A 22,301-nucleotide genomic window follows, 5' to 3' on the forward strand; every position below is an offset into this window, starting at 1 on the left:
AAGTGTAGCCTTTATTGATACAAAACGAGTGCTTTATCGGCTTGTGCGGTATTTTTATAGCTAAGCGCTGCTTGCTGAGCAAATTGCTTTTTGCTTTCGATATTCAATGCTTTATCAAAAACCTTTGCGGCTAACTCATAATCGCCTTGGGCATTAGCTAAACACGCAAGCGAGAGTAATAATGCGTTGTTTGCATCATCTTTTTTCAGGCGCTCTTGAATACTACTTTGAAGCTTTACAGCCTCTGCCGAGGTAGCGTTACTTAATATATTGGCCAGCTGAGCATGTTGCTCGTCGTGCTTCACCATTTTAATTAAGTCACTTTCAATCGCACTTAATTGGCCCACTTTAGCCATTTGCATTAAGTAAGCTGTATTAGCATGAGCTTGTAGCTTTTTAGGAAGTTGTTTATATTTTTCAGTGATTTTATCGCTAGCTTGTGCATTAAAATAGGCATTAAACAGCTGCGTCCACTGCGCATCGTTGAGGACTTTTTTGCGAAGTAAACGCGGTAAAAAGTCTTCAAGTGCACTAAAGTGCTGTTGCTGTACAAGTATTTCGGCGTATAGCTTAAGCTCAAGTGGTGTCGCTTTTTTTGAATCGCTGTTAGCACGCATTTGTGATTCTATTGCGCTACTATCGCCACTGGCTATCCAAAGCTTAGCAACGTTAAGTTGCTGCTCTGGGCTAATTTCAAATAAACGCTCTAGTGCTTTGTCAGTTTGGTTATTAGCAAGCGCTGCTTTTGCTAATAGCGCTAAGCGTATATCTTCAAACTTACTGGGTACACTATTACCTGATAACGTTTGCTCAACAAGCTCGTAATCATCGTTTATCGCACTCCATAAGGCTTGCTCTATAGCTGCTTGCTTTCGCTCTTCGCTACGCGCAAAAAATCCATGTTTAGTATTATGATAAATCGACAATAAATAGCGCACTAATTTGTAAGTTAAAAACAAAATAGTTGCACTAATTACCGCCATAATACAAAACGATACAATCGTGCCTTCAATCGTGGTGTTGTTAAACGAGATCAGCACATAGCCTTTTTCATCCAGTACAAATGGCGTAATCGCTAATACTAAAACAATCGCAACAATTAATACTATAAGCCCTATCATTGCGCCCACTCCTTAACCTGCTGTGTACTTTGTAGGTTTACTTCAGGGTTAAAGTTTAATGGCTCTTTTTCTAGGCTAGTTAGTGCGTTTATAACCACTTTTGTCGCCTCGTCATCTTGTTTAAAGTACTCATTAACAAGACGCTTTGCCTCACTTATGGCACTAAAATAAATGCTCGCTTGTTTGCTCATTAATGCATCTTGAGCTTGCGTCACATTTAATTTAATACGTTGATTAATTAAGTGGCGCTCCTGATCGGTTAGCAGTGGCTCTATAGCAACCCCTTCGTGCTGGCGAATAGTAATAAAGCTATCAACTAGCTTGTTCCAGCTATTACTTAGGTTTTGCTGCCAATCGCTTACATCTTCACTCAAGGCATTTTTTTCAATTTCTGCTGCTTCTTGCGGTATGTTAACGGCATTAAATGCAAGCTTATCTATGTTTGATAACACACTATTAAGTTTTAAGTAAATGGCTTCTGTTGGGATAGGTTTTAAGCTATCTAGTGTTTGAATGTCTTGTGTTATTGCTTGGCGAACTGCAACAGTACCTGGGTGTTCACTCAATAAGGCATCTAAGCGTTTAAGTACAGCGCTGGCACCTTGGTAATCTTTTTCAGCCCACAGTTTAAACTCAGCCATACGTTGTAAGCTGGTTACTTCTTGCGGGTTTAGTGAAGCGCCTTGCTGCTGAGCTTGTTGCAATGCTGCTTTTAATTGTTGCTGGTTACTCTCTGCACTTTCATTAAGCGCAGCTGCCACTTTTTGCTCACTATTGAACAATGCTTGCTGAAGATTAGATTGCGCCGACTTGAGCGCCTGTAACTCTTGTGACAATAACGCGTTTTCTTCTTTTAGTTCATTAACAGCTACATTTTGGGCTTTACCTGCATTGAGTTTTTGGTAAAACTCATACCCCACACCACAGGCAACAATAAGCGAAATGATCAGCGCTAATACCGCTAATTTACTTATTTTTTGCTTATCGTTGTGGGGTTTACTGTGTGCTTTAGCTGCCTCTTTTTTTTGTGCTGAGGCCGCTGCCTTAGTGGTTGGTGTGTTATCTGCCGTTACTGGCTTTGACTGTTCGCTCATCTTGCTACCTTGCTGTTTTATGCAGGAAAACATAGCGGTATCGCTTGCCCCTGCGGCAATGTGTATATTAGCCGAGCTTACCTGTTGCTGTTGTAAATAAGCGGCTATACGCTCGCTAGCAACATAAAATCGGCACTGTTGTAACCACTGTAACTGTTGTTCAGTCAGGTTATTAAATATTGCATCAACTGCTGCATTACTGGTTATGACTATACCTTGTACTTTCAGGCTTTGCCAGTGGTCTGTCCAGTTGGCTTTTTCAGCGCTTATTGGCTCGCGCTTGTATACCACACAGTTATTTAAAAATGCCCCACGCGCCTTTAAGGTTTTGGCAATATCAGGGCGCCCCGCTTGACCTTTTACTAATACAATATTACTACCATCAACCTCAGCTAACGAGTTTAGCGCCAATAACCCTTCAGAATCATGCAGTTTAGGCACTGCTGCGCGCACGCCAAATAACGCATAAATAGTATCTGCAGTTTGCTGACCTACTGCGTAAAATTGCGCTTTGGTATTTATTGTTGGCTTTAATTGCGCAAGGGCAGTAACGGCATCTTGAGAGATAAAAATAATTTTATCGGCATTAATTAGCGGGCTTAGCTCGGTAGAAGAAGGCGTAAGGTAGGATATTTTTAAAACAGGAAATAATGACGCCTGATAACCCGCTTGCTCAAGTTGCTGAGCAAGGGCTGCGCCTTTTCCTTCGGGCCGAGTTATCAGGATATGTGTCATTTATGCGTCTCTATATACTTCTGCTAATATTTTGTCGGCGCCTTGCGCTAATAACTTTTTAGCTAGCTGCACACCGATAGCTTCTGCATCATTTATATGACCGGTTACTTCGTCATGTAAAATTTCACTACCATCTACCGCGCCCACGAGGCCACGTAAATGCACTTGCTCGCCATCAACTAATGCGTAGGCACCAATTGGTACTTGGCAGCCACCTTCTAAATGACGATTCATAGCACGCTCTGCATTTACACGAATGCGTGTTTGGGTATGCTCAAGCGGGGCCAATAAGGCTTTTGTTACTTCATCGTCAATACGACATTCAATACCGACAGCACCTTGTCCGTTAGCAGGTAGAGATACCTCAGGCTCAATATAATCAGCAATACGCTCGTCCATTTTTAAACGTAGCAGTCCGGCTGCGGCTAAAATAATCGCATCGTACTGACCATCATCTAGCTTAGCTAAACGGGTATTAACATTACCACGTAAGTCTTTAATGACTAAATCAGGGCGCAAAGCTCTAATTTGGCACTGACGACGAAGGCTAGAAGTACCGACTACAGCGCCTTGTGGTAATTCGCTTAAATTGGCAAAGTTATTTGATACAAACGCGTCTCGCGGGTCTTCACGCTCACAAATGGTGTGCAGTACTAAGCCTTCTGGAAATTCTACGGGTACATCTTTCATTGAATGCACTGCTATATCCGCGCGGCCATCTAACATTGCTTGCTCAAGCTCTTTAACAAACAAGCCTTTACCACCAATTTTAGCAAGCGGTGTATCTAAAATAATATCCCCTTGAGTAGACATAGGGACTAATTCTACGCGCACATCAGTATGAAAATGCTCAAGCTGTGCTTTTACAAATTCAGCCTGCCAAAGCGCTAAAGCACTTTTACGGGTTGCAATGCGTACTAACTTTGTTTTTTCTGTCATAGGGGTATCCAAATAGTTACAGCTAATAGCCAAGCTTAATTAGCTAAAATTCTAAATTCTTTTTGAGCAATTAAATTACCTTGCTCATCAACAACATCTACACGCCAATGGCCTGTTTGTGTATTCATAATATTTTTGGTTGAGTACGTTCTGTAGCGCGGCGAGGTAACATTAAGTGAAATCTCAGCCATGGTTTCACCCTCATAAGACCATACATGCTTTACTTGTTGGCCTTGTAGGTTTTTAAGCTCACTAAAAAACGAAAGCGCCTCTTCAAACTGATTTAAGCGAATATCTGCAGCAAATACATTAGTGGGCTCGCGCTTACTTACTTTGCGAGTAAGCACTGCACGGCTAATTTTACCTGTATCAATTTGTGCGCCTAACGCAACACTGGCAATGTGCGCATTAGATGAAAAACCTTCACTGCTAGTTAGCGAGCCGTCGTCGTTTTCAATATCTGGAAGCAGTTCACTGGGTGATGCGCTTAACTGCGTACTATTAAGCGGCTGATTAGCGATAGGCTCAGCGAGTTCAGTATCTGATTGCTCAATAACAGAAACTTGATTGCTTTGAACGTTAGCAATTGGCTCTCTATTCGTTTGCTCATTATTGCTTTGCGCTAACGAAGTATTATTAACGCTTTCATCCTCAAGCACCGCTGGCGCAACATCTGCTATATCATTTGTAAGCTCATTTGGGCGCGCTTGCTCGTCATTTACACTCACCGTGGGCTCAACATTATCTGCTGTGTTGTCGCTTAAATGTAAATACGGCGATTGCTCATTAGGTTGCTCGCCCTGCTCGGCATTTACCGAGCTAGTTAAGCCATACACAACCGCTGCCGAGGTCATTGCTACTAACATAGAAACACTCGCAATACGACGCCAATGCCACTCGTAGCTTACATTAGGTACACTATTTTGTGGTTCGCGTTTTACATTTGCTTTAATAACTATTTTTTGACTCATATTGACCTCAGCGGCTCCAAATTAGCTTAAACGGGCAATTAACCATTGGCGAATAGCTTGCAGTTCTTCTGCGCAAACCTGATGAGCCATAGGGTATTCTTGCCAGCTTACATCCATGTTATGTGCTGTTAATACTTCAAACGCACTTCTACCCGCGCTATGCGGCACTACATTATCTTGGCTGCCATGAGCCATAAATACATTTAAATCAGTATGCTTTGCTTCTTGCGCTAGCTTTTCAGGCACGCACATATAAGTAGACAGCGCCATAACACCTGCAAGTTTGTGCTCAAATCGCGGCGCTAAATGTAAAGACACCACGCCCCCTTGCGAAAAGCCCGCCAAAATAATTTTATCGGCAGGTATACCATTTTCAATTTCTTGATTGATCAGGGTTTGCACTTTTTCGGCTGAATCTCTCACGCCTTGTTCATCGGCACGTTTGTCTAATTCTATAGATTTAATGTCGTACCACGAGCGCATTTCCATGCCACCATTTATGGTGACCGGTTGAATAGGCGCATGCGGAAAAATAAATCGTATACCAAGCTCACTGGGTAAGTTAAGTTGCGGTGCAACCGGTGCAAAGCCATCGCCCGAGTCGCCTAAACCATGTAACCAAATAACAGTGGCTTTGTGCTCACCTTGCGCTGGATATTGTGCAAACTCTAAACTCATAAGCTTGATTGCCACTTAATTTCTTGGCCAGCTTGGCGAGTAGACGCTTGGTTCATAAACTCCCAAAACTCTGCACCCGAGCGGTTATCAATCCACTGGCCGTCACGCATTTCAAAATGGTGGCCATTAAATTTAGTCGCAACCCACACTTGATGCAAAGGCGCTTGTTTGTTAATTACAATTTTACTTTTATCAGGGAAAATTATTTCTAAAATACCCTCTGCCGATTCGTAGTCTAAATCTGCTTCGCAATCATCAACTTGCTCTTCAATTGTGAACATAAGAGCTTCGGCTAATTGGTGATATTCGTGTTCAGTCATTGTAATTTTCCTTTGCAGGCGAGCTGCCTAATATTGGGTACGGTTTATATACAGCTAGTGTAACAGGAATAAAATCATCCGCGAATAGCTGCATTTTTTAGATATTCTGTTACTCTGCGATTATAAAGCCAGCAACCGTATTAATCTAATGAAAGCGACACATACCTTACAATTAAAACGACTATATATAAGTACTTTACTGCTAAGTGCATTAGCTGGCTGCGGCCAAAGTGGGCCTTTGTATTTACCAGAGCAACAGGCTGAGCAAAACACACCCCCTAATACGGCACAGCCAACGCCCGTAAAAAAAACCAACACAGAGCAAGTGCAGGAGCAATAAATGGATTATTTTAACTATCAAAACAATCAATTATTTGCCGAAGATGTCAGCATTGCCACAATTGCTCAGCACTATGGTACGCCGTGTTATGTGTACTCGCGTGCTACTTTTGAGCGCCATTATTTAGCCTTTGCAAATGCCACTAAAAATCATAAAAGTTTGGTGTGCTACGCAGTTAAAGCCAATTCTAATATTGCAGTATTAAATATATTAGCGCGTTTAGGCTCAGGGTTTGACATAGTGTCTAAAGGTGAGCTGGCGCGTGTAATAAAAGCCGGCGGCGATGCCAGTAAAGTGGTGTTTTCAGGTGTAGCTAAAACCGCCGACGAAATTGCTTATGCACTAAAGTTAGGCATTAAATGTTTTAACGTTGAGTCGGCCTCAGAGCTTGAGCGTATTTCTGAGGTAGCGTGCGAGTTAAATTTAGAAGCCCCTATTTCTATTCGTGTAAACCCTGATATAGATGCCAAAACTCACCCGTATATTTCTACCGGTTTAAAAGAAAACAAGTTTGGTATCGATATTCAAACGGCTGTGAGCGTTTATCAGCATGCGGCGTCTTTACCTGGTCTAAAAGTAACCGGCGTAGATTGCCACATAGGCTCGCAATTAACTGAGGTTAAACCTTTTTTAGAAGCGCTTGATAAGCTAATGGCATTAATAGATGAACTTAAAGCAAATGGTATTGAGCTTACTCATTTAGATATTGGCGGCGGGTTAGGCGTTCCTTACAATGATGAACAGCCACCTCACCCAAGTGAATACGCTGCGCAGGTTACCGAGCGCTTAGCCAATTACAAACACCTTGAACTTATTTTTGAGCCAGGGCGCGCTATAGCCGCTAATGCTGGAATTTTAGTAACGCAGGTTGAGTTTATTAAGCAAAACCAGGATAAATTTTTTGCCATTGTCGATGCAGGTATGAACGACATGCTTCGCCCTTCGCTTTATCAGGCATGGCAAAAAATCATTCCTGTATCGGTGCGCGATGACGACACACCAACACATAACTTTGATATTGTGGGCCCAGTGTGCGAAACCGGCGACTTTTTAGGAAAAGACCGCGAGCTAGCCCTTAAACAAGGCGACTTATTGGCGCAGCGAAGTGCTGGTGCCTATGGTTTTACAATGAGTTCAAACTACAACTCTCGCCCACGCGTGGCCGAAATAATGGTAGATGGTGAGCAACACCACCTTATTCGCCAACGCGAAACCATCGAGAGCCTTTATCAAGGTGAGAAAATTTTACCATAAACGTTTTTGTTAAGGCGCTGCTCTGTGGCATGATTAGCGCAGAGCAAACCCGAATTAGAGCGCTATGTTAGTTAATTTTTCCAAAATGCACGGCTTAGGCAACGACTTTGTTGTAATTGATAACATTACACAAAATGTATTTTTGTCTCGCGATCAAATCAAAAAACTGGCTGATCGCCACTTTGGTATTGGCTTTGACCAATTACTTATGGTTGAAGCCCCTTACTCCCCTGATCTCGACTTCCATTACCGTATATTTAATGCCGATGGCAATGAAGTAGAGCAATGCGGAAATGGCGCACGCTGTTTTGCCCGCTTTGTGCGCATGAAAGGCTTAACTAACAAGCACAAAATTAGTGTCTCGACTAAGTCGGGCAACCTCACGCTATACATAGAAAAAGACGGGCAAGTGACGGTAAACATGGGCCATCCTAATTTTGAGCCTGCTAAAATCCCGCTTAAAGCCAGCAAGCGAGAACTAACTTATATAATAAGAGCTCAAGATCACACTGTATTTAGTGGCGCTGTGTCTATGGGTAACCCGCATTGCGTGTTAGAAGTTGACGATATAGCTACCGCACAAGTTGAGGTGCTTGGTCCGCTGCTTGAAAACCACGAACGTTTTCCAAATCGTGCCAATATTGGCTTTATGCAAGTGGTATCGCAAGATCATATTAAACTTAGGGTGTGGGAGCGCGGCGTTAGTGAAACCCTAGCATGTGGCACGGGTGCCTGCGCAGCAATGGTAATTGGCCACATTCAAAGCAAACTTAACACCACGGTACAAGTTGATTTACCCGGCGGCACTTTACAAGTACGTTGGAGCGGCGAAGGTCACCCTGTCCGCATGACCGGCCCAGCCGAGCATGTATTTGATGGGCAAGTTGCCTTATGAGCGAGCTAACAAAAGAGCAAGTGGCTGAGTATTTAGCGCGCCACCCTGATTTTTTAATAGAGCAGCCAGAGCTGCTTGCACAACTTGAGTTACATCACAAAACGCAAGGCGCCACCTCGCTTGTGCACATACAACAGCGCCAATTGCGCGAGCACAATACTCAGTTAAAAAATCAAATACACAGTATGAGCGAACACGCTACGCAAAATGAGCTAGTGTATCGCTTGTTTAGCCAATGCCACCGCCAACTGTGGACAAACTACGACTTTAATACGCTTGCCGCAAATTTGCGCAATATTATTTGTACCAGCCCACACATTAGCGAGTGCAGGTTGGTTAAATACAACAACACTTTAGATGGGCTTATTGAGCACCGCCTTAGCCAATTTGGGCACTACTTAGGACGCGTTAATCAGCAAGAGCGTGAGCTATTATTTTGCGAAAACACGCAATCTTCTGCTATTTATCTTATTGGTTGCGCTGAAAAACCGGTCGCTATATTGGCCTTTGGCAGCCATGATGAAAACCATTTTGAACCCGCACAAGATAACCTATTCGTGCTTGATTTTGTTCATGCATTGCAACTTAGGCTGTTGGAATTGGCATGAGCGACGAGACGCCTAACACTGAGCAATTAAGTGAGCATTGGCGTACACCCATTCATTTATTTAGTGACTATTTAAAGTACGAAAGACAGTACTCAGAGCACACTGTAAATCAGTATGTTAGCCAACTAAACTTTGCTGCCCTGTATTTTAGTAAATTATGTGATGACTGGTTTGGCGTACAAGGCGAGCATATTCGCCGCTACAGCATGGCGCTTCGTTCAAAGCAATTAAGTGGGCGCACCATTAGTTTAAAATTAAGCTGCATTCGTAGTTTGTATAAATTTTTAAAAGCCAAAAACATTGCTCAGCACGCGCATTATCATAACCCAGCACAAGGCATTAAAGGGCCTAAATTTTCTAAGCCTTTACCTAAAAATCTCGATGTAGATCAGATGGCAAGCCTACTAGAGATTGACGATGACGACCCATTAGCCATACGAGACAAAGCTATGATGGAGCTTATGTATTCATCTGGGCTGCGCATTAGCGAGTTAGTTGGCACCAACTTACGGGATATAAACACTGCAAGCGGCGAAATATTAGTCAAAGGAAAAGGTAACAAAGAGCGCCTCATTCCCGTGGGTCGCAAAGCGCTCACAGCGTTAAAAAATTGGCTCAACATACGGGGGCAATTTGCAAAGCCTGACGAAATGGCGGTGTTTTTAAGCAGTAAAAAAAATCGTATTTCGGTTCGCCAAGTTCGCTTACGCATGCAAGAGTGGGGAATAAAACAAGGCATTAGCTCACAAGTGCACCCGCATAAACTTCGCCACTCGTTTGCCTCTCATATTTTAGAATCATCTGGCGATTTACGCGCTGTGCAAGAATTATTAGGGCACAGTAGTTTATCGGCTACGCAAGTATATACGCATTTAGATTTTCAGCATTTAGCAAAGGTGTACGACAACACTCATCCGCGCGCTAAAAAACAAACCGATTAGGAATGTAATTATGATCCGATTTAATCGTGCTCCTCGCCCTTTTTCAGTTATGAGCTTTGATTTAGACGACACCCTGTATAACAACCACCCCATAATAAAAGCCGCGGTTAAAGCGCAGCAAGATTATTTAAACGCGCTACCCAGCTACTTACAAAAAGGCCCAAAATACTGGCAACAATGTCGCAACGAGGCCGTAATACAGTTACCAGAGCTTGCTGATAATGTAACTAAATGGCGCCAACATACGCTACGCCTAGCCCTTTCAAAGCTAGATTTAAGCGATCAAGAAGTAGAGCATCATGCTGATGCTGCCTATAACGCCTTTGCCGATGCGCGCAGTAAAATAGTGGTAACCGACGACGTACTAAAGCTGCTAGATAACTTAGCCCAGCACTTTACGCTGGTTGCAATAACCAATGGCAATGTTGAAATTGAGCGCTTTAACTTACGCGATAAATTTGCGCTAGTATTGCAAGCTGGTATGCACGGTAAAGCCAAACCCCACGGTACACTGTTTGATAAAGCCGCCGCGCACTTAAACGTGGCTAAAAGTGAAATTTTACATATTGGCGATAGCCTAGATACCGACGTACAAGGCGCTAATAATGCAGGCTGCCAATCGGTTTGGTTAAACGACCAAAGCGCGGCTTATCACTACAAAGGCCTTGCCGATGTTGAAATTGCGAATATTCATGCCTTAGCGCACTTTATCAAATAGCCTAAATAGAACGAAGAGGTTGCAATGAGCCATTATACCAAGCTAATTACCTTGCTATTAATAGGCTCGCTTAGCCTAAACGCTTACTTATTGTGGCCACAAAAACAGCCTGTAGTTGGCACACAAAAAATCCACAGCGGCAAGAGCATCAAAGCGCCAAAAAGTAACCTGCTCAGCCAAGCTCAACAGCAATTTACACAACACAAATTTGATGATGCTCTAAATACGTATCAGCAACTAAATCTAAGCGCTCCAAAAAAAGCACATACTTTATACGCTTCGTGGGTAGCACAACTAAAGCAATGGCTAAACACAAACCTACCGCTTAGCGAGTCATTGTTAAATGCACTTTTAAATAAAGACCCTTACAATACCGAGTTACTCACTTTACACGTTGATTACCTAGTAAAAAGCGGGCAACGGCAAAACGCAATTATTGCGCTATTTGAGCTCTACCCATTATTAAATAAGCACCTGCAAGGCCCTGTAGATAGGCGCCTTGTGCATTTAACGACTAACGAACTGCATAGTTTGAGTGAGCAGCAAAATTGGCAAACAATTATTGAACAAACTCAAATTTGGCTCGACTATCAAAACGACAATAGCCATTTTTTATACGCACTCGCGCATGCTTATTATCAACTAGAGAACTTTATTAGCGCCTTAACAACTATTGAGCGCATGCCATCAAATCACCCACTACAAGCCGAAGTAACTGCCTTACACGCAATGATAGAGAAAGCTCAATCGCAAGATGACTTTATTGCGCTTACCCCCTACGGCGCACATTACTTAATTAGCACCGAGCTAAATAGCTCAATTAAAACAGAGCTAATGATAGATACCGGCGCAAGTATTACTTCTCTTTCGAGTGACGTGCTTAACCAACTTTCACCCAGACCACTGTATTTAGGCGATGTAACCGTAAACACGGCGAATGGGCAAATTAGAGTAAAACGCTACCAAATTGAGTCGTTTAAAGTAGGGGTGCAAACTATTTACGGTTTTGAAGTGCTCAGTATTGAAAACACCCGCGGCCAAGGTTTGTTAGGAATGAACTTTTTATCTAGATATAAATTTAATATAAATCAACAAACAGATGAGTTAGAGTTGAGTGCTAAATAATTTAAATTTAAGGAAAAAACATGACCCTAAACGATTTTTTACAGCAACTTGCAGACAACCCTAAAAGCATACAATTTAGCGATACCATGGCGGTAATAGAAGCTAATTACGATTTTACCGCGTGTGGATTTAATAACCACGGCTTACTTAGCTCCGCAAGCGAGAACAACGGCTCATGTAAAATTTTTGCGTTTGCTAAATTAAACGATTTAAGCAAGCAAAATACATTGGATTGCTTTGGTAAGTTTTACCGCGAAGACGTACTACAAAACCCTAAAGGCGATGATCACATGAACATTCGCACATTTATGTTAGCGCCAGAAGCGACTCCATTTTTAGGCCTGAGCTTTGATGGTGAGCCACTAAAAGAGAAATAACACTAAGCTGCTAAATTAAAGCGTTTTTTCCATAAAGTAACGCGTACCAGAGCGTGGATAGTTGTTAAGCTGATACTTAACCACGTATCCGCGCTTTTCATAAAAAGGCTTGGCCTGAAAATCAAGCGTATCGAGCTGTGCGGTCGTTGCACCTAGTTCAGCAGCTGATTGTTCAAGTGCCGTTAGTAACTTATCTGCAAGCCCTTGACCTCGCGCTACATCGCTACACCAGAGCCAACTAATCATCAGCCAATTTCCAAACACACACCCACTAATACCTGCAACAAGCTCACCTTGCTCATCAACAAATTTATAGCCTAATAGCACTCTTTGCGCATCAAAGTGCTGTGCGTTAAATTCAACTATTTTAGTGCGAAGCGCTGAGTTTAACGCATCGGTATTATCTGCTTTTAATTGATACATGTACCGCCCTTAAAGAAGCAGATACTAGCAAACAAACTTAATTAAAAAAGGTTATTTTTTCCATAAGGTACTTCTAGCAAATTGCTGCTTGTTTTTTCGGGTTGGCCGCACATTTCATCGTAAGCGCTAGTATGTCGCAGTACCATTTCGGCGTAGGCTATTTTTTCAAAACGTTTTTGAATATGCAGCGGGCTGAGCGCTTTAACAAACTCGCCATTTTCTTCAGTAACGTAATACTCTACGTTATTTATAATGACAGACACTTGATATAGCGCCATTTCAAGGGAGTGCGCGACCACTTTTTGTAATGGCTCGTGCTTTTTTAACTCAGAAAATTTCATACCCATAATAATCGCCTTTTAATAAAAAGTAACTTTATAGATACGCACCTTTGCTATAATCGCGATCAAATTATTACATCACTGCCTTTTAAGCTTATGAGCAATAAAATTCGACTCGCTAAATACATTGCTCACGCTGGTGTGTGCTCACGAAAACAGGCATCGCGTTTAATTGATGAAGGTGTGGTGACTGTAAATAATCGCCCAGCGAATCATATTGATCACGTTAATGAGCAAGACGACGTAATAGTTAATGGCCAAGCAGTAAAAGGGGCTGCCGATTTGGTTTATTTTGCGTACCACAAGCCTGTAGGTATTGACTGCAAATTAAATGAAAATGACCCTGCCAGCCTTATTCACCATTTACCTACCCTCACTCGGGTTTACCCCATTGGCCGATTAGATAAAGACTCTCGTGGCTTGCTTATTTTGACCAACGACGGAGATTTTTGTAATCAACTTATTCACCCTGACTTCCACCAGCCTAAACGTTATTTAGTCACGGTAGATAAACCTATTAATAACGCGTTTTGCGAAAAAATGGCCGCAGGGATCCCCGTAGATAAACAAGTAACCTTACCGTGTGAAGTAACAAAAATAGCTGACAACCAGTTTAGTATTATTTTAAAGCAAGGGCTTAACAGACAAATACGTAAAATGGCGCATTACTGCGGCTTTAAAGTAATTGATTTATATCGGGCACAATTTAGCGAACTTGCTCTTTCAAACCTAAACCTACCTGAAAACCACTACATACAAATTAATAAAACTGATATTTCAAAAATCTAACCTTCGTTTAAATAGCGCACAAAAAAGTTAAAAAATAACCTTGCAAAAATAGATTACAGGTGTAGTCTTAAATTAAGGATTACATTTGTAGGCAATAAAATGATTGAGTTATCAAAAGCAGAATTCGACGTGCTTGATGTGCTTTGGATTAATTACCCAGCAACCGCCAGCCAAATTATTGAGCGCTTAAGCGATGGCAAACAATGGCACGAAAAAACCATTAAAACCCTACTGGGTCGATTAGTTAAAAAAGGCGCACTGACCTTTGAAAAAGACGGCCGCCAATATATTTATACTCCTTGTATGGAGCGCGCCGACTACACATTAAAAGAAAGCAAAAACTTTATTGAGCGCTTTTTTAGTGGCCGCATAGCGCCGCTGGTAAGCGGGTTTGCTAAATCAGAGCAGCTTTCGCAACAAGATATAAACGAGTTAAAAAAGGTCATTGATGACTGGGAAAAAAACCAAAAGTAAGGAGTGGCTATGGATATTCAAACCCTGTTTAACTGGTTACTAGAGCAGCAATTATTACTCAGCATAATGCTTGGCGGGTTTATTATATGTGAGCGTTTTAGTTTAAGGCTGCTTGGCCCAGGCTTTGTGTATAAATTAGTATGCCTAATCCCCGTATCGTTACTGGTTGCAAACTTACCAAGTAACATTAAGCCACTGCAAAATAGCGCCATTAGCCATTATTTAATAACGCCTAACCAACCCCTTATTAATAACTTAGGCCTAAATTGGGCCGTGCTTTATGTAGTGGTTAGCCTAGTGCTGTTTAGCATAGCGTTTGTTGTGCATATTCGCTTTATAAAAAATCTGCAGCTCAATTATTTAATTAATAGCGAACACACTCTAACCTCACACATTAAAACCTATACCAGTAATCATATTGCATCGCCAATGGTGGTGGGTATTTTACAAAGTAAGCTCATACTGCCTAGTAATTACAAAACCCAGTTTGATAAAGCCACTTTGGCACTTATTTTAGAGCATGAGGCTGTGCACATAAAACGCAAAGATAACCTAATAAATGCCCTGCTGTTACTGACTACTATTTTAATGTGGTTTAACCCGCTCGCCTGGATGGCTTACGCAAGCTTTAGACGCTTGCAGGAGCTAACTTGTGATCAGCGGGTACTTGCCAATAAAACCACACACCAACACATTTTATACAGCAAAGCCTTAGTTAACTGTGCGGCAGCAACGCCCGCAGGCCTAATGGCTTATTCACACTACGGAGATAAAAAAACCATGTTACAACGACTTACCAATATAAAGCACAGTGGCAATCACTCTCGCCTAGCCAAAGGTGGCTTACTGCTAATAGCAACAAGCATGCTTAGCGGTTTAGCCATTGCAAAACAGCCCCAAACTGAAATAACGAAAAAGGATCATATTTCACCAACAATACGCATTGAACCTGTCTACCCAGCCCAAGCCGCTAAGCAAGGCATTAGCGGCTCGGTTGTATTAAAGTACGATATAGCCGCCAATGGCAGAACAAAAAACATTAGTGTCATTCAATCTAAGCCGTCAGACGCTTTTGATAAATCAGCTAAAGAAGCGCTGGCAAAGTGGGAGTATAAAATCTCTGAGTCAGGCTTTAATGATGTACTTGTACAGCTCGATTTTGCCATAAACAGTGAGGTTGCTAATACCGATTTAATAGAGCGAATTAAAGTATCGCATTAAGGCTAATGAGTGATGCAAGAGCACAAAGCAAGCGCCCTTTTAGGCCGCTTGCTTTGTGGTTTTAACAATAAAATTAAATACTCACTACAATCATGGCAATGGCAGTGCCTAAGCCAATAAACCATACAAGCGAACGGATAATATCTAAGTTCAACCAATAAAAAATGCAATACAAAGTACGCGAAACTATATGAGTAACCGCTAAGGTTTCGGTTACTGCATTTACCGAGTTAGTTCCTAGTACCACCGCAATAGCAACGGCAAACACTGCAAGTGATTCAAAACAATTTTGATGAGCAGCGAGCGTTCGCGCACCAAAGCCCGTTAATTTTGCTTGTTGAGAACGCGGGTGTTTATTGTCGTATTGGCCAAGCTTTGCCATTGCAATGGCCACTGGTATTTTTGCAAAATAAGGCATTAATACAGCAAGTAATGCGCATACTACTAATGTTGTCATAATTTATTCTCTTATTTTAAAACCTAGTTATTTAACCAATACATATAACACACATACACAAAAAAGCCGCCAACACGTTTTATGACATACGCAGGCGGCTAAACAATAACATCATACTTACTATAGCTAAGTTTACCTATAAAGCAGTGCGGCATAATGTCGCAGGTGATGAATATTCACTATCACCCTTAATGCATCGCATTAATAACTAAAGATTGTTAACTTATAGACCTTATTTTTTACCGACGACCCCTATGACCTGGATCTTTTTCACTTTTTTAGCCGCCTTTATGCAAGCATGGCGAAATGCCCTACAAAGTAAATTAAGCGCACATGCAAGTGTGGCTGGCGTAACCCTCTCGCGCTTTATTTTAGCCGGCCCTATTGCTGCAGTGTATTTGTATGGTCTTTATCAATATAAAGACACAGCCATGCCTACCTTTAATAATGCCTTTTGGGGGTTTATTATTGGCGCAAGTGTTATGCAAATACTCGCCACCGGCTTAATGGTAAAACTGTTTAAAATGAATAATTACGCCATAGGTGCAGGGCTTGCTAAAAGTGAGGCATTAGTAGCGGCTATTTTAGGGGTATTGTTTTTTGGTTCTGCGCTCAGCCTTCTTGGTTGGCTGGGTGTATTTTTAGGCGCTATTGCGGTGCTTTTACTTAGCGGCATAACCAGCGTAAAACACTTTGATGCTAAAACAGCGTTACTTGGCCTTGCCTGTGGTACCAGCTTTGCCCTTACATCGCTGTGGGTGCGTGAAGCGAGCTTAAATTCAGGGTTATTGTTTCCACACTCAGCTGCATGGGTTTTACTGTTTGTAATAAGCCTACAAACGCTTATATTACTTGGCTATTTATTACTAAAAGAGCCACACACTGTTGGCAAACTTTGGCAATATAAAGGCACCACTGCCGCAATTAGTACTTTTAGCTGTGTAGGCTCTATTGGCTGGTTTAGCGCAATGAGTTTACAGCACGTAGCGTATGTTAAAACGCTTGGTCAGGTAGAGGTATTTTTTACCATGCTAATTGCTGTACTTTGGCTCAAACAGCCACTTAAAAAGCAAGATACCGCGGGCTTAATACTTATAGCCATTGCCGCTGTTTTGGTGATGATTCCAAATTGAGAACATAAGAAAGCACAGGCTTTTAAACCTGCGCTACTATAGGCTGCTAATAACGTTTAAAGCGAGTATTAAGCGCTCTTTTTAAGAGCTAATTTTTAGCGTTATCACACCGCAAATGATCATGAGTACACCAGCAATACGGCCAAACGTGGCTGCATCACCGTAAAGTAATATACCCACTAAAAACGTACCCGCAGCACCTATCCCGGTCCATACGGCGTAGGACGTCCCCATTGATATTTGCTTTTGTGCAAGCCACAACATAAAACCACTGGCTGTTAAAAATGCAATGGCCATTACTATACCCTGCCAGCGTGTGTCGGGATTTTGTGAAATTTTTAAACCAATTGGCCAGCCTATTTCAAGCAAGCCGGCAATGACTAAATAAACCCATGCCATTAAACATCTCTCTTTTTCAAAATTACGTCGTATAAATCTTCGCGGCGATCTTTTAAATTGCGCACCGTACCTTCGCTATGAAGAATTTTTAGCTTATCCATATCAAGGTCGCTGAATAGTAACATTTCGGTATTAGGTGTGGCTTCATTTAATGTTGCATCGTGCGGAAAAGAAAAGTCAGACGGGGTCAATACTGCCGATTGCGAGTACTGTACGTCTAGGCTTTCTACCTCAGGTAAGTTACCCACTGAGCCTGCAATAACCACATAACATTCGTTTTCGATTGCGCGCGCTTGCGCACAGTGACGAACCCGTAAATAACTATTTTTAGTATCGGTCCAAAACGGCACAAAGAGTATATCAAGCCCCTGCTTGGCTAATATGCGTGAAAGCTCTGGGAACTCTACATCGTAACAAATTTGAATACCTACACGCCCAGCATCGGTATCAAACACGGCAATTTTGTCGCCGCCTTGAATCACCCAATCATTTTGTTCATGCGGGGTTATGTGTATTTTTCGCTGCTCGTCTATTTTACCGCTACGGTGGCATAAGTAACTTACGTTATAAATTTTATCGTCTTCGGCAAGTGGCATAGAGCCAGTAATAATATTGGCGTTATACTCTATTGCCATACGCGACATCGCGTTTTTAAATGTTTCGGTATATTCGGCTAAATAGCGGATTGCTTCGGTTTGATTATTCTGATCGCCTAAGCCCATAAGTGGCGCGTTAAAAAATTCCGGAAATAATATAAAATCGCTTTTGTAGTCAGATACCGTATCTACAAAGTATTCTACCTGCTTGAGCATTTCGTCAACCGACTCTACACAGCGCATTTGCCATTGCACCGCACCTATACGCACTATCGATTTAGTTGATTCGAGTACGGTGTCGGTTGGCTCATACATTATGTTATTCCACTCAAGCAAGGTGGCGTAACCTACAGACTCTTGATCCTCCGGCAGGTACTTTTTAAGTAACCGTTTTACCTGAAAGTCGTTAGAGAGCTGAAAACTTAAAATTGGGTCGTAAAGCTCTTTTTGGTCAACCTTTTCAATGTATTCCATTGGCGTCATTTCACTACTGTGATTGTAATAACGCGGAATACGGCCACCGGCTAAAATAGCGCGTAAGTTATATTGGCGGCACAACTCTTTACGGGCATCGTATAATCTGCGCCCTAAGCGCATGCCTCGGTGGGTTTCGCTAATTGCTACATCTAAACCGTATAGTGCATCGCCGTCGGAGTCACTAAATACCCGGTCGTGCCCATCGGCTATGTCTTCGTATGTGTGAGGATTTGAAAAACGCGCGTAGTCTACTTGCACGCTTAGTGCTAAACCCACTAGCACGCCATCATCTACAATGCCTATTTGCCCTTCAGGGAACTGATCTATCAATCTAAAAATAGTATGGCTTGGCCACGCGCCACCTAAATCAGGATAAGCCTGATCCATCAAGGTTTTAATTTGCGGATACTGCTCTTTTGTTAAGTTACAAATTTCTAGGTGGGTTTTTTCTGCCGACATACACAACTCCTTTGGGCATAATAAAATAAAAGCCGAATGTACGCTAAAGTACACTCAGCTTTGTATCATGTTTTTTACGTTACGCGTACTACTTTAAGCTGCGATAAAAAAGTGTAGTCACTTTCTCTTTTGGCAACCAGCCTGCGTATTCAAGGCCAAGCTCTGCCAATGGATCAGCTTTTAGTACTTGCTCTAAGCTTGCGTTATTTTGCATTGCTTTTAGCATTAAATCTTTGGCTTTTTTAACAAGTTTAGCATACGTTTCCAGCCCTGAACGGTCACTTACCGGCCCATGCCCGGGTATCACTATGGTGCGCTCATCTATTTGCTTAATAACGTCATTTACGGCTGCTAATATTCCATCAACACTGCCGCCGCTATCTACATCAACAAACGGCAAGCTGCCAAAGTTAAAGTAAATATCGCCCATGTGCACTATGTTATCGTTATTAAAAAATATCACCGAATCACCGTCGGTATGTGCATGGGCGTAGTGCACTACATGGGCATGTTCGTTGTTAAAATGCAGCTTTAAATCGTGGCCAAAGCTAATGCGTGGCAAATAATCTGAGTTTGCACCGTGTTTTTCTTCTAATCGCTTATGTACGTTGTCGTGCGCAATGACATGCGCACCGGCTTTGGCAAAGTTTTCGTTGCCGCCAGTGTGGTCGCCATGATGATGCGTATTAATTACAAACTCTGCACTACCGGGTTTTAAATCGCTAATTGTTTTTTTAATGTCGTCTGAAAGCTTAGCAAATTGGTCATCAATAATGTAAATGCCATCTTCCCCTACACTTGCGGCAATGTTACCGCCTTGGCCAAACAGTACATACACACTGTCGCTTAGTTTTTCTGCTGTTACCGGATTTTCATCTGCATGTGTTGCACTGCTAAGTAATAAGCCTGTTATTAATGCGGGTAGTATTTTTTTCATTTTAGTTCTCTGTTGATTTATTAATGATTATATAGAACGTGACTAACTGTAATTTAGTTCATCGTGCTGGCTCTATCACTATTTGATGTATTAGCGTTTGTGGCAATAAAGGCGTGTGCTTACCTTCAATGTAGTCACTAAAGCCTGCACGATAAAACGCGGATAGCGGATGCCCCGACTGCCCACCGGGCACTGCCATAATGGCGTTTTCTAAATGCCCTGGTTGGGCAATAAAGCGCTGCGATGCACCAAAGCTTTTGCCTTGTACGGCGGGCATGTAGCTATCGCCAAAAGCTGGCGCTATAGGCATATTTAAAAGCTTAGCCAGTATGGGCATTTGTTTAGCAAACGGGTGCTCAATATTAAGCGCATTTACTTTACCCCACTGCCAATTTTGCAAGTTATCCCCATACTCAGCCCCAAGTGCTGTCACTGTTTGGCTAAATGCACCTAATAACTGCTCGTCCCAATTTTTATACTCAGGGTTTACCCATGAGCCCGGTCTATCCTTAATAAGCTGCCATATAGCTGGTTCTAGATCGCGTTTTACATATTTAAGCGTGGCGTCTTGCTCATTAAGTTTGTTCTCCATGCTTGCAAATACAGTATTAATTAATGTGCTGCGGTAGTGTTTAACTAAGGTATAACCTACCGAGCTTGCACATGCGCATTGCTGCCAGTTTTCAAGTGCACTTATGTACTGTGCGTTTTTGGCTTTGTCTTTTTTAAGCTGATTAAGTAGCAATGTGTGCCATGGCGTTAAAAAGCGGGCTTGGTTATCAAGCTGTAGCGCGTAAAAGTCGCTCTCTGCAAAGCTTTGTTTTTCAAATAACCTATCACGAATTTGGCTCGAGCGAGCGCCTAGCGCGTACCCGCCATTGCCAAAGCGTGCATTATCAGTGGCCGACACAACGCGCGAATTACCTGTCCATAATCGCCCATTTTGCGGGTTTTTAATATAAGGGCGCTGATGCTCATTTTGCTGCCAGTCGGGTGAGTATTCGGTTGCATTAACACTTAGCTCACTCGGTGTTTTACGCGCCGGTATAGCGCCAATATGTTGCCATACAGCACTGCCTTGGCTATCTACCACCATTAAATTTTGTACCGGAATACCCACATCGCTTGCTATTGCTAATGCATCATCAACCGTATTTGCTTGTTCAAGTTTTACTAATTCCATATCAACGGCATAAGGCTTATGTGCAGCCCAGCTAAGTGCGTAGGGTTTTTTATTAATGTATTTTACTGGGCCATATTCGCTTAACGTTAATGGGTAGTTTTCTACCTCATCATTTGGCAGCGCTATTGGCTCATTTACTTGCCATGTTTTACTGTCATCATTTAGCGCTATCCAATCAGCGGTATCTATGTAGCCATTAGTAAAGCCCCAAGCAATTTTATTATTTGTGCCCACCACAATAGCAGGGGCGCCGGGTAGCGATACGCCAGTTACCTGAGCTTGCTCGCCATTTTGTGTGTAATTAAGCTGCGCCCTATACCAAATAACCGGCACCGTCATAGATAAATGCATATCGTCAGAGAGCATGGCTGCTCCCGTTTGGGTATGCGCACCGGTTACTGCCCAGTTATTGCTACCGCGCTCTTGGTTTGCCTGAATGTTTTTAACCGTGTGCTGTGCTTGCTCTGGAAGTTGAGGAATGGTGCCTGTAAACGGGGCAAGTTTACTGCCATCAAGCGCCGCTTGGTATTGGCTCGGTTGTGTTAAAAAATCAACCATGTGTTGTCCGTATGCTTGCTCAATATGTATGAGAGCTTCATCTCGCTCAAAGGTGGCACTTTGCAAATCAAGGTACATGCTAAATATAACTAATAGGCTATCTTCACTTTGCCATGGTTTTTGCGCGCCGCCTGTAAGTAAATACTCAAAGCTTGCAAAGCCAACTTGTGCCAGCCCTTCGTTTACACCTTGGGCGTAGCTGTTTAATAGTTGTTTATCGCTTTCGGGTAAGGTGTTTAATATAGCGCGGCTGCGTTTTCGCAATTGATGAAAGCGCATTTTTTTATCAAGCCCAAGGGCCGCTTTACCAAATAACTCACTAAGCTCACCTGCGGCGTTACGTCTTAATAAGTCCATTTGAAAAAAACGGTCTTGCCCATGCGCATAGCCTAACCCGTATGCGGCGCTATTGCGGTTTTCTGCCTTTATAACCGCCTGCCCTAGTGCATCACGCGAAATAGTAACCGGCTTATTAATTGCTGTACTTTGGCCTTTACCATCAAGTGTGGGCATACTTAAACTTAATACGCCATACACAAGCGCTGTACCAGCTAAGCCTAAAACCACAACGAGTAACACTAGCCATTTGATTACTTTAAACATTAATTTGTCCTTTGCACCATTTGTTGCACATATAATAACCATAGTTTTATTAAATAATAATGTTCTTACTCGCAAAGGGTGAAATAAACATCAAAATCCACGATAATAGCCATTCCACATTTTGTGCAGATCTAG

General features: G+C 42.3%; 25 protein-coding genes. 12 read left to right on the plus strand and 13 right to left on the minus strand.

Going from position 1 to position 22,301, the window contains the following annotated elements:
• Positions 1-11 precede the first annotated feature (11 nt).
• Genes MSC25_RS17550 through cyaY form a run of 6 tightly spaced genes read right to left on the minus strand, consistent with a single transcriptional unit; the run spans position 12 to position 5,858 of the window.
• Positions 12-1,121 carry a heme biosynthesis HemY N-terminal domain-containing protein gene (locus tag MSC25_RS17550; protein ID WP_248444078.1) on the minus strand — a complete coding sequence of 370 codons (1,110 nt, stop codon included), beginning with the start codon at positions 1,119-1,121 and terminating at the stop codon, positions 12-14.
• A complete protein-coding gene (locus MSC25_RS17555) occupies positions 1,118-2,950 on the minus strand; it encodes a uroporphyrinogen-III synthase (protein ID WP_248444079.1) in 1,833 nt (610 codons plus the stop codon). Before MSC25_RS17555 ends, MSC25_RS17550 begins: the two co-directional genes overlap by 4 nt.
• Positions 2,951-3,889, minus strand: a complete 939-nt coding sequence (gene hemC / locus MSC25_RS17560; protein ID WP_248444080.1) for a hydroxymethylbilane synthase — start codon at positions 3,887-3,889, stop codon at positions 2,951-2,953. It abuts the gene before it with no gap.
• Between the two features lie 35 nt (positions 3,890-3,924).
• Positions 3,925-4,860, minus strand: a complete 936-nt coding sequence (locus MSC25_RS17565; RefSeq protein WP_248444081.1) for a DUF2914 domain-containing protein — start codon at positions 4,858-4,860, stop codon at positions 3,925-3,927.
• Positions 4,861-4,881: 21 nt separating this feature from the next.
• Positions 4,882-5,538, minus strand: coding sequence for an alpha/beta fold hydrolase (locus MSC25_RS17570; protein ID WP_248444082.1), 657 nt, complete (start codon positions 5,536-5,538; stop codon positions 4,882-4,884).
• Positions 5,535-5,858, minus strand: a complete 324-nt coding sequence (gene cyaY, locus MSC25_RS17575; protein WP_004588977.1) for an iron donor protein CyaY — start codon at positions 5,856-5,858, stop codon at positions 5,535-5,537. Before cyaY ends, MSC25_RS17570 begins: the two co-directional genes overlap by 4 nt.
• A 148-nt stretch (positions 5,859-6,006) precedes the next feature.
• Between cyaY and MSC25_RS17580 the strand changes: the two genes are divergently transcribed.
• The 8 genes from MSC25_RS17580 to MSC25_RS17615 all read left to right on the plus strand — a co-directional run bounded on the left by MSC25_RS17580 (position 6,007) and on the right by MSC25_RS17615 (position 12,116).
• Positions 6,007-6,198, plus strand: coding sequence for a lipoprotein (locus MSC25_RS17580; RefSeq protein ID WP_004588978.1), 192 nt, complete (start codon positions 6,007-6,009; stop codon positions 6,196-6,198).
• The gene (gene lysA, locus MSC25_RS17585) at positions 6,199-7,452 is read left to right on the plus strand and encodes a diaminopimelate decarboxylase (protein ID WP_029773748.1); all 1,254 of its coding nucleotides are present in this window, start codon (positions 6,199-6,201) and stop codon (positions 7,450-7,452) included.
• A gap of 64 nt (positions 7,453-7,516) precedes the next feature.
• On the plus strand, positions 7,517-8,347 hold the full coding sequence (gene dapF, locus MSC25_RS17590; RefSeq protein WP_248444083.1) for a diaminopimelate epimerase: 831 nt from the start codon (positions 7,517-7,519) through the stop codon (positions 8,345-8,347).
• Complete coding sequence (locus tag MSC25_RS17595; RefSeq protein ID WP_024032071.1) at positions 8,344-8,955, plus strand: DUF484 family protein; 612 nt, start codon at positions 8,344-8,346, stop codon at positions 8,953-8,955. The genes dapF and MSC25_RS17595 overlap by 4 nt, the downstream gene beginning before the upstream one ends.
• The gene (locus MSC25_RS17600) at positions 8,952-9,896 is read left to right on the plus strand and encodes a tyrosine recombinase XerC (protein ID WP_248444084.1); all 945 of its coding nucleotides are present in this window, start codon (positions 8,952-8,954) and stop codon (positions 9,894-9,896) included. The genes MSC25_RS17595 and MSC25_RS17600 overlap by 4 nt, the downstream gene beginning before the upstream one ends.
• A gap of 10 nt (positions 9,897-9,906) precedes the next feature.
• The gene (locus MSC25_RS17605; RefSeq protein ID WP_064384557.1) at positions 9,907-10,614 is read left to right on the plus strand and encodes an HAD-IA family hydrolase; all 708 of its coding nucleotides are present in this window, start codon (positions 9,907-9,909) and stop codon (positions 10,612-10,614) included.
• A 24-nt stretch (positions 10,615-10,638) separates the two neighbouring features.
• Entirely contained in the window at positions 10,639-11,739 is a 1,101-nt protein-coding gene (locus MSC25_RS17610; protein ID WP_248444086.1) for a retroviral-like aspartic protease family protein, read from the plus strand.
• Between the two features lie 20 nt (positions 11,740-11,759).
• Positions 11,760-12,116 (plus strand): HopJ type III effector protein, encoded by a 357-nt coding sequence (locus MSC25_RS17615; protein WP_096040956.1) that lies wholly within the window; start codon positions 11,760-11,762, stop codon positions 12,114-12,116.
• Between the two features lie 15 nt (positions 12,117-12,131).
• Here MSC25_RS17615 and MSC25_RS17620 read toward each other — a convergent pair whose 3' ends face one another.
• Complete coding sequence (locus MSC25_RS17620; protein ID WP_004588986.1) at positions 12,132-12,539, minus strand: GNAT family N-acetyltransferase; 408 nt, start codon at positions 12,537-12,539, stop codon at positions 12,132-12,134.
• A gap of 41 nt (positions 12,540-12,580) precedes the next feature.
• Positions 12,581-12,886 (minus strand): DUF6482 family protein, encoded by a 306-nt coding sequence (locus MSC25_RS17625; RefSeq protein ID WP_004588987.1) that lies wholly within the window; start codon positions 12,884-12,886, stop codon positions 12,581-12,583.
• A 90-nt stretch (positions 12,887-12,976) separates the two neighbouring features.
• Here MSC25_RS17625 and MSC25_RS17630 point away from each other — a divergent pair, with 90 nt between their 5' ends.
• The 3 genes from MSC25_RS17630 (at position 12,977) to MSC25_RS17640 (ending at position 15,364) form a co-directional block, all read left to right on the plus strand.
• Positions 12,977-13,669 carry a pseudouridine synthase gene (locus tag MSC25_RS17630; protein ID WP_054983710.1) on the plus strand — a complete coding sequence of 231 codons (693 nt, stop codon included), beginning with the start codon at positions 12,977-12,979 and terminating at the stop codon, positions 13,667-13,669.
• Between the two features lie 99 nt (positions 13,670-13,768).
• A complete protein-coding gene (locus MSC25_RS17635; RefSeq protein ID WP_248444088.1) occupies positions 13,769-14,143 on the plus strand; it encodes a BlaI/MecI/CopY family transcriptional regulator in 375 nt (124 codons plus the stop codon).
• A gap of 9 nt (positions 14,144-14,152) precedes the next feature.
• Positions 14,153-15,364: a M56 family metallopeptidase gene (locus MSC25_RS17640; protein ID WP_248444090.1), complete on the plus strand. Its 1,212-nt coding sequence runs from the start codon at positions 14,153-14,155 to the stop codon at positions 15,362-15,364.
• Positions 15,365-15,437: 73 nt separating this feature from the next.
• On the opposite strand, the gene MSC25_RS17645 is transcribed toward MSC25_RS17640, so the two are convergent.
• Positions 15,438-15,821 carry an MAPEG family protein gene (locus MSC25_RS17645; protein ID WP_121636797.1) on the minus strand — a complete coding sequence of 128 codons (384 nt, stop codon included), beginning with the start codon at positions 15,819-15,821 and terminating at the stop codon, positions 15,438-15,440.
• Positions 15,822-16,075: 254 nt separating this feature from the next.
• Between MSC25_RS17645 and MSC25_RS17650 the strand changes: the two genes are divergently transcribed.
• Complete coding sequence (locus MSC25_RS17650; RefSeq protein ID WP_248444092.1) at positions 16,076-16,954, plus strand: DMT family transporter; 879 nt, start codon at positions 16,076-16,078, stop codon at positions 16,952-16,954.
• 81 nt (positions 16,955-17,035) lie between these two features.
• Here the strand turns inward: MSC25_RS17650 and MSC25_RS17655 are convergent, their stop codons facing one another.
• The 4 genes from MSC25_RS17655 to MSC25_RS17670 all read right to left on the minus strand — a co-directional run bounded on the left by MSC25_RS17655 (position 17,036) and on the right by MSC25_RS17670 (position 22,166).
• Positions 17,036-17,353: a multidrug efflux SMR transporter gene (locus MSC25_RS17655; protein ID WP_004588993.1), complete on the minus strand. Its 318-nt coding sequence runs from the start codon at positions 17,351-17,353 to the stop codon at positions 17,036-17,038.
• Positions 17,353-18,885, minus strand: coding sequence for a bifunctional GNAT family N-acetyltransferase/carbon-nitrogen hydrolase family protein (locus MSC25_RS17660; RefSeq protein WP_029773759.1), 1,533 nt, complete (start codon positions 18,883-18,885; stop codon positions 17,353-17,355). The genes MSC25_RS17655 and MSC25_RS17660 overlap by 1 nt, the downstream gene beginning before the upstream one ends.
• 88 nt (positions 18,886-18,973) lie before the next feature.
• A complete protein-coding gene (locus tag MSC25_RS17665) occupies positions 18,974-19,822 on the minus strand; it encodes an MBL fold metallo-hydrolase (RefSeq protein ID WP_138685483.1) in 849 nt (282 codons plus the stop codon).
• A gap of 58 nt (positions 19,823-19,880) precedes the next feature.
• Positions 19,881-22,166, minus strand: coding sequence for a penicillin acylase family protein (locus MSC25_RS17670; protein ID WP_248444094.1), 2,286 nt, complete (start codon positions 22,164-22,166; stop codon positions 19,881-19,883).
• Positions 22,167-22,301: the final 135 nt, after the last annotated feature.

The organism is Pseudoalteromonas sp. 1CM17D (assembly GCF_023161805.1).
Classification (GTDB): Bacteria; Pseudomonadota; Gammaproteobacteria; order Enterobacterales; family Alteromonadaceae; genus Pseudoalteromonas; species Pseudoalteromonas atlantica.

Excerpts from the sequence above, each read along its gene's own strand:
- MSC25_RS17550 (WP_248444078.1), bottom strand. The coding sequence starts at position 1,121 with ATGATAGGGCTTATAGTATTAATTGTTGCGATTGTTTTAGTATTAGCG.
- MSC25_RS17555 (WP_248444079.1), bottom strand. The coding sequence starts at position 2,950 with ATGACACATATCCTGATAACTCGGCCCGAAGGAAAAGGCGCAGCCCTT.
- hemC (WP_248444080.1), bottom strand. The coding sequence starts at position 3,889 with ATGACAGAAAAAACAAAGTTAGTACGCATTGCAACCCGTAAAAGTGCT.
- MSC25_RS17565 (WP_248444081.1), bottom strand. The coding sequence starts at position 4,860 with ATGAGTCAAAAAATAGTTATTAAAGCAAATGTAAAACGCGAACCACAA.
- MSC25_RS17570 (WP_248444082.1), bottom strand. The coding sequence starts at position 5,538 with ATGAGTTTAGAGTTTGCACAATATCCAGCGCAAGGTGAGCACAAAGCC.
- cyaY (WP_004588977.1), bottom strand. The coding sequence starts at position 5,858 with ATGACTGAACACGAATATCACCAATTAGCCGAAGCTCTTATGTTCACA.
- MSC25_RS17580 (WP_004588978.1), top strand. The coding sequence starts at position 6,007 with ATGAAAGCGACACATACCTTACAATTAAAACGACTATATATAAGTACT.
- lysA (WP_029773748.1), top strand. The coding sequence starts at position 6,199 with ATGGATTATTTTAACTATCAAAACAATCAATTATTTGCCGAAGATGTC.
- dapF (WP_248444083.1), top strand. The coding sequence starts at position 7,517 with ATGTTAGTTAATTTTTCCAAAATGCACGGCTTAGGCAACGACTTTGTT.
- MSC25_RS17595 (WP_024032071.1), top strand. The coding sequence starts at position 8,344 with ATGAGCGAGCTAACAAAAGAGCAAGTGGCTGAGTATTTAGCGCGCCAC.
- MSC25_RS17600 (WP_248444084.1), top strand. The coding sequence starts at position 8,952 with ATGAGCGACGAGACGCCTAACACTGAGCAATTAAGTGAGCATTGGCGT.
- MSC25_RS17605 (WP_064384557.1), top strand. The coding sequence starts at position 9,907 with ATGATCCGATTTAATCGTGCTCCTCGCCCTTTTTCAGTTATGAGCTTT.
- MSC25_RS17610 (WP_248444086.1), top strand. The coding sequence starts at position 10,639 with ATGAGCCATTATACCAAGCTAATTACCTTGCTATTAATAGGCTCGCTT.
- MSC25_RS17615 (WP_096040956.1), top strand. The coding sequence starts at position 11,760 with ATGACCCTAAACGATTTTTTACAGCAACTTGCAGACAACCCTAAAAGC.
- MSC25_RS17620 (WP_004588986.1), bottom strand. The coding sequence starts at position 12,539 with ATGTATCAATTAAAAGCAGATAATACCGATGCGTTAAACTCAGCGCTT.
- MSC25_RS17625 (WP_004588987.1), bottom strand. The coding sequence starts at position 12,886 with ATGGGTATGAAATTTTCTGAGTTAAAAAAGCACGAGCCATTACAAAAA.
- MSC25_RS17630 (WP_054983710.1), top strand. The coding sequence starts at position 12,977 with ATGAGCAATAAAATTCGACTCGCTAAATACATTGCTCACGCTGGTGTG.
- MSC25_RS17635 (WP_248444088.1), top strand. The coding sequence starts at position 13,769 with ATGATTGAGTTATCAAAAGCAGAATTCGACGTGCTTGATGTGCTTTGG.
- MSC25_RS17640 (WP_248444090.1), top strand. The coding sequence starts at position 14,153 with ATGGATATTCAAACCCTGTTTAACTGGTTACTAGAGCAGCAATTATTA.
- MSC25_RS17645 (WP_121636797.1), bottom strand. The coding sequence starts at position 15,821 with ATGACAACATTAGTAGTATGCGCATTACTTGCTGTATTAATGCCTTAT.
- MSC25_RS17650 (WP_248444092.1), top strand. The coding sequence starts at position 16,076 with ATGACCTGGATCTTTTTCACTTTTTTAGCCGCCTTTATGCAAGCATGG.
- MSC25_RS17655 (WP_004588993.1), bottom strand. The coding sequence starts at position 17,353 with ATGGCATGGGTTTATTTAGTCATTGCCGGCTTGCTTGAAATAGGCTGG.
- MSC25_RS17660 (WP_029773759.1), bottom strand. The coding sequence starts at position 18,885 with ATGTCGGCAGAAAAAACCCACCTAGAAATTTGTAACTTAACAAAAGAG.
- MSC25_RS17665 (WP_138685483.1), bottom strand. The coding sequence starts at position 19,822 with ATGAAAAAAATACTACCCGCATTAATAACAGGCTTATTACTTAGCAGT.
- MSC25_RS17670 (WP_248444094.1), bottom strand. The coding sequence starts at position 22,166 with ATGTTTAAAGTAATCAAATGGCTAGTGTTACTCGTTGTGGTTTTAGGC.